Annotated in this window: 6 protein-coding genes; 3 read left to right on the top strand and 3 right to left on the bottom strand. The window is 66.1% G+C overall.

Annotation, left to right across the window (positions count from 1 at the left end; all coding sequences use genetic code 11):
- On the bottom strand, positions 1-258 hold a 258-nt coding region (locus AC1DZ6_RS19880; RefSeq protein ID WP_477098868.1), incomplete at its 3' end, for an ATP-binding cassette domain-containing protein.
- Positions 259-358: 100 nt separating this feature from the next.
- Between AC1DZ6_RS19880 and ndk the strand changes: the two genes are divergently transcribed.
- Entirely contained in the window at positions 359-778 is a 420-nt protein-coding gene (gene ndk / locus AC1DZ6_RS19875) for a nucleoside-diphosphate kinase (RefSeq protein WP_477098867.1), read from the top strand.
- 68 nt (positions 779-846) lie between these two features.
- Here ndk and AC1DZ6_RS19870 read toward each other — a convergent pair whose 3' ends face one another.
- The gene (locus AC1DZ6_RS19870) at positions 847-2,439 is read right to left on the bottom strand and encodes a sensor histidine kinase (RefSeq protein WP_477098866.1); all 1,593 of its coding nucleotides are present in this window, start codon (positions 2,437-2,439) and stop codon (positions 847-849) included.
- Between the two features lie 205 nt (positions 2,440-2,644).
- On the opposite strand from AC1DZ6_RS19870, the gene AC1DZ6_RS19865 reads away from it, so the two are divergent.
- Positions 2,645-3,325 (top strand): TorF family putative porin, encoded by a 681-nt coding sequence (locus AC1DZ6_RS19865; RefSeq protein WP_477098865.1) that lies wholly within the window; start codon positions 2,645-2,647, stop codon positions 3,323-3,325.
- Between the two features lie 67 nt (positions 3,326-3,392).
- Positions 3,393-4,034, top strand: a complete 642-nt coding sequence (locus tag AC1DZ6_RS19860) for a YoaK family protein (RefSeq protein WP_477098864.1) — start codon at positions 3,393-3,395, stop codon at positions 4,032-4,034.
- 7 nt (positions 4,035-4,041) lie between these two features.
- Here AC1DZ6_RS19860 and AC1DZ6_RS19855 read toward each other — a convergent pair.
- The coding region (locus AC1DZ6_RS19855; RefSeq protein WP_477098863.1) for a membrane dipeptidase at positions 4,042-4,426 on the bottom strand (385 nt) is incomplete at its 5' end.

The raw sequence follows: 4,426 nt of genomic DNA, 5'->3' as shown, positions 1-4,426 counted from the left end.
CTCCAGCACGGTCTCCAGCAGGGTGAAGGGCGTCGCCGGATGCTCCTGGTCCACCGAACCGATGCGCGCGCTCTTGGGCAGGCTGATCTCGTCGTCGCTGGCGTGCAACTGGCCGAGGATCAGCTTGAACAGCGTGGACTTGCCCACGCCATTGCGCCCGATCAGGCCAACCTTGGCGCCGGGAGGCAGACTCACGCTGGCGTGGTCGAAAAACTTCCGACCCCAGGCGATGAAGGTCAGGTCTTTGATCTGGAGCATATGATTTTAAGAGTACACGGCGGGTTGGCGGGGAGGAGGCGCCCGGCTATAAGCCCGCAACCTCCTAATCGACAAACTTTCTCTGTGAGATTTTCGGATCATGACCGAACGCACCTTCTCGATCATCAAGCCTGACGCCACGCGTCGCAACCTGACGGGCAAGATCAACGCCGTCATCGAAGAAGCCGGTCTGCGCATCGTGGCCCAGCGCCGCGTGAAGCTGAGCGACGCTCAAGCCAAGAAGTTCTACGAAGTCCACGCCGAGCGTCCGTTCTACGGCGAACTCGTCGAGCAAATGACCGCCGAGCCGGTCGTCGTGCAAGTTCTGGAAGGCGACAACGCCGTCCTGAAATACCGCGAAGTGATGGGCGCGACCAACCCGGACAACGCCGACGAAGGCACGATCCGCAAGCTGTTCGCCCTGTCGATCGGCGAGAACTCGGTCCACGGTTCGGACAGCCTGGAAAACGCGGGCATCGAAATCGCCCAGTTCTTCAAGGACGAAGAAATCGTCGGCTAAGGCTCACGCCTTACCGATCGCAAGAGGCCGGCGGAGCGATCCGCCGGCCTTTTTGTTTGGGCGAGGGGCTAGGCCCGATGAACCACGCGCAGGTTGGGTCGTTCAGCCGGAGCGCGTCGCAGCGGCAGCTCGAAGAAGAAGGTCGATCCGGCGCCGGGTGTGCTGCGCATCCCGATCGTACCCCCCATCAGTTGAACCAGGTCGTGGCAGATGGCCAGTCCCAGGCCCGATCCGTCGTGCGTGCGCGTCGATGAGCCGTCGACCTGGGAAAATATCTTGAACAGACTGGCATGGTGTTCGGCGGCCACGCCGATGCCGGTGTCGCTGACTTCGAAACGCAGGCCCAGATCCGACTCCTGGACATGGACACGCACCGTGCCGTCGTCGGTGAACTTGACCGCATTGGCGACCAGATTGCCGAGCACCTGGCGCAGCCGGAGCGGATCGCCGGTCCAGCTTCCGAGGCTCCCGGGCGTCATGGCCTGGTAGAGCTTGATCCCCTTGCTGGCCGCCGCGCCGGAGAATACCGCGCAACTGCTCTCGACGAGCGCTCCGAGATCGAAGGTTTCCCGACGTAGCCGGATCGCGCCGGTCTCCAGCCGGGCCATGTCGAGAATGCTGTTCAGCAGGGCCAGCAACGCGTCGCCCGACTCGTGAATTACCGTAAGGCGCTGCCGTTGACGATCCGAGAGGACGTCGCTCTCCATGATCTGGGTCATGCCCAGCACACCGTTCAGCGGCGTGCGAATTTCGTGGCTCATGTTGGCCAGGAACTGCGTCTTGGCGAGGTTGGCGGCTTCGGCCTCGTCCTTGGCCATCACCAGGGCCTCGCGGCCGAGCGCCATGCGTTCCAGGGTTTCCGCGACACGACGGAACAATACAAGGCTCGCCACGATCAGGATGATGAACACGGTCGCGATCGCGGGAGCGGCTGCCTTCAACAGCGACATGCCGGGATTGGCGGGCGTCCAGCTCAGGAAGCCGATCGTCTCGCCCGAGGCATCGTGCAACGGCACGCTTGGGGATGCCGGCGACTTGGCGACCAAGGCGAGGCCCGGGACGCCGAGATCTTCCTGCATGCCGAGAATGAAGCTGGCGCTGATGCGGCGGGCCGTGACGATGACAACTGGCGCGGTGTGTCGGCTGGCGGCTACGCGGGGTGTTTCGGCCACCACGTCAGAGGCCGCCATGAGATAGATCTCATCGCCGGATTTGACGAGCGCCGCCGCTGTCGAAACGCCCTCGAGATTCAGTCGGCCCGCCGCGCGCGCCTTGTCCGCCTTGGTCAGGACGTCGTCGACCAGGCCCCGCGCGGCCTCGGGAAGCGCGCCGATCGCGCGGGGCGACACCCGGGCGCCGGCCATCGAGGCATAGACCACCCGGCCGTCTCGCATCGCGAAGCTTAGGTCGTGATTGAAATAGCGATGATAGTAATCGGCGTAGTTGATGTCGGCCCAGGCCATGTCCATCACCGGGGTCGTCGCCGTATAGGCCTCGTCCCACACCGTCGCCGATGTCAGCTCATGCGTCATCCGTTCAAGGCCCCGCTCGACCGTACGACTGACCAACTGTTTTTCGTCGAGGCTTTCGATGCGGTCGAGCGAGCGCGCGGCGAAGAGCATCAAGGCCGCGCCGCCGATGATCGAGACGATGACCAGCACGATGGCCGATCCCACGATCCATTGAAGGGCGCGAGCGTCGCCAGATTTCGATATTCGCCCCGGGCCGATCATAGCAAGTTCCTAGAGCCGATATTGCTAGCAAGCTGTAAAATGCGGCCGATAGCCGCGGAACGCGATCGCACTCGGGCGCCAATGAATCCTTAGCGCGTGGCTGTCATACCGCCCCTTTTCGGGGAGTTGCGCCATGCGACAAATCATCTGCGGCCTGATGATGCTGGCGGCGCCCGCCGCGGCTGTCGCGGCCGAGCCGGCGGGACTGTCATGGGCGGGCGAGCTGGGAGCGGTCTCGGACTATCGTTTTCGCGGGCTGTCGCTGTCGGATGATCGCCCGGCGGTGCAGGGCGGGATCACGGGATCGCTGGCGAACGGCGCCTATGCCTCGGTCTGGGCCTCGACCATCGACGAATACGGCGCGGGGGCCGCCGGCAAGGGCGCGACCGTTGAAGTCGACTATGCGCTGGGTTGGGCCTTCGACGCGGACGGCGTCTCCGTCGATGCGGCGGTGACCCGCTACACCTATCCTGGAGGCGAGAACGTCGACTTCTACGAACTGCCCATTTCCGCCAGTCGCAGCTGGAGCGACTGGACCGCGACCTTGGGCGGCGCCTACGCGCCCAGCCAGAAGGCGCTGGGCCATGACGACAACGGCTATGTCTTCGCGAAACTGGCCTGGGCGAAGCCGTCGGCTCCAGTCGATATCGCGGTGCAGGTGGGGCGCGAGAAGGGGGCCTATGCGCCCGACGGCAAGTGGGATTGGTCGGCGAGCGTCAGCCATCGCTTCTCGAACGTGGAGCTTGGCTTGGCGCTGATCGACAGCGACGCGGACGCCGGCGCCCTCGTGGCCAGTGTCACGGCGGCGTTCTAGCGAATTTCGATGACAGGCCAGACCGATATCGTCGACGATTGGTCATCGTCTCGTCGGGGATCAGGCCATGAAGGACTACCGCCGCCGTGACATCGCCCTGGCGGTCGGGCTTTCGGCGATCGCCGGCTATGTCGACGCTATCGGTTTTCTGAAGCTGGGCGGCTTCTTCGTTTCCTTCATGAGCGGCAACTCCACCCGGCTGGGCGTCGGGATCGCCACCGGGGAGTGGGCGATGGCCCGCACGGCCCTGGCGCTGATCGGCCTGTTCGTCGCCGGTGTGGTGCTGGGGGCTCTTGTGGCGCGCAAGGCGGGCGAGGAGCGGCGCTCGATGATCCTGGCGCTCGAGGCGGGGCTGCTGGCCGTCGCGGCTACCCTGATCTCCAACGGCTTCGACACCGCCGGTGTCGCGGCCATGGTCCTGGCCATGGGCGCCGAGAACGCCGTCTTCCAGCGCAACGGCGACGTCGGGCTGGGCCTGACCTACATGACCGGCGCCCTGGTCAAGGCCGGGCAGAGGATCGCCGCGGCCCTGACCGGCGGCGACCGCTGGGCCTGGGCGCCTTACGGGCTGCTCTGGGCCGGTCTCGCCCTGGGCGGGGCGCTGGGCGCGGCCAGCTACCTCCGGTTCGGGATCGCCGCGCTGTGGGCGGCGACGGGCGTGGTCGCGGTCCTCGCGGCGGCGAGCTTCGCGGGCGAGCGCCGCCGCTGACCAGGCCTCACCCCGCCGGGGCCTTCGCCGCCTCGGCGGCGCGCAGCAGGCGCAGGACGTTGCCGCTCCAGATCTTCTCGAGGTCGGCCTTGGTGTAGCCCTCGGCCAGCAGGGCCTGGGAGATCTTCCAGTAGTCCGAAGCGTCGTTCAGGCCGGTGACGCCGCCGCCGCCGTCGAAGTCGATGCCGATGCCCACGTGATCGACCCCGGCCACCTTCAAGGCGTGGTTGAGGTGGTTCATGAAGTCCTGGAACGYCGCCTTGGTGACCGGCCACTTGGCGTCGATGGCGTTGCGCTCGGCCAGGAAGGCGGCGCGCTGGTCCTCGGTCATCTTGTTGCGCGCGCCGACCTTGGCCATCAGAGCGGCCATGGCGGCCTCGCGGTCGGGGTTC

The sequence above is a fragment of the Caulobacter sp. P1_B12_2 genome (assembly GCF_056406675.1).
The sequence above is the reverse complement of the archived record's forward strand: the minus strand, read 5'-3'. Positions and strand labels throughout refer to the sequence as shown.

Excerpts from the sequence above, each read along its gene's own strand:
- AC1DZ6_RS19865 (WP_477098865.1), top strand. The coding sequence starts at position 2,645 with ATGCGACAAATCATCTGCGGCCTGATGATGCTGGCGGCGCCCGCCGCG.
- AC1DZ6_RS19860 (WP_477098864.1), top strand. The coding sequence starts at position 3,393 with ATGAAGGACTACCGCCGCCGTGACATCGCCCTGGCGGTCGGGCTTTCG.
- ndk (WP_477098867.1), top strand. The coding sequence starts at position 359 with ATGACCGAACGCACCTTCTCGATCATCAAGCCTGACGCCACGCGTCGC.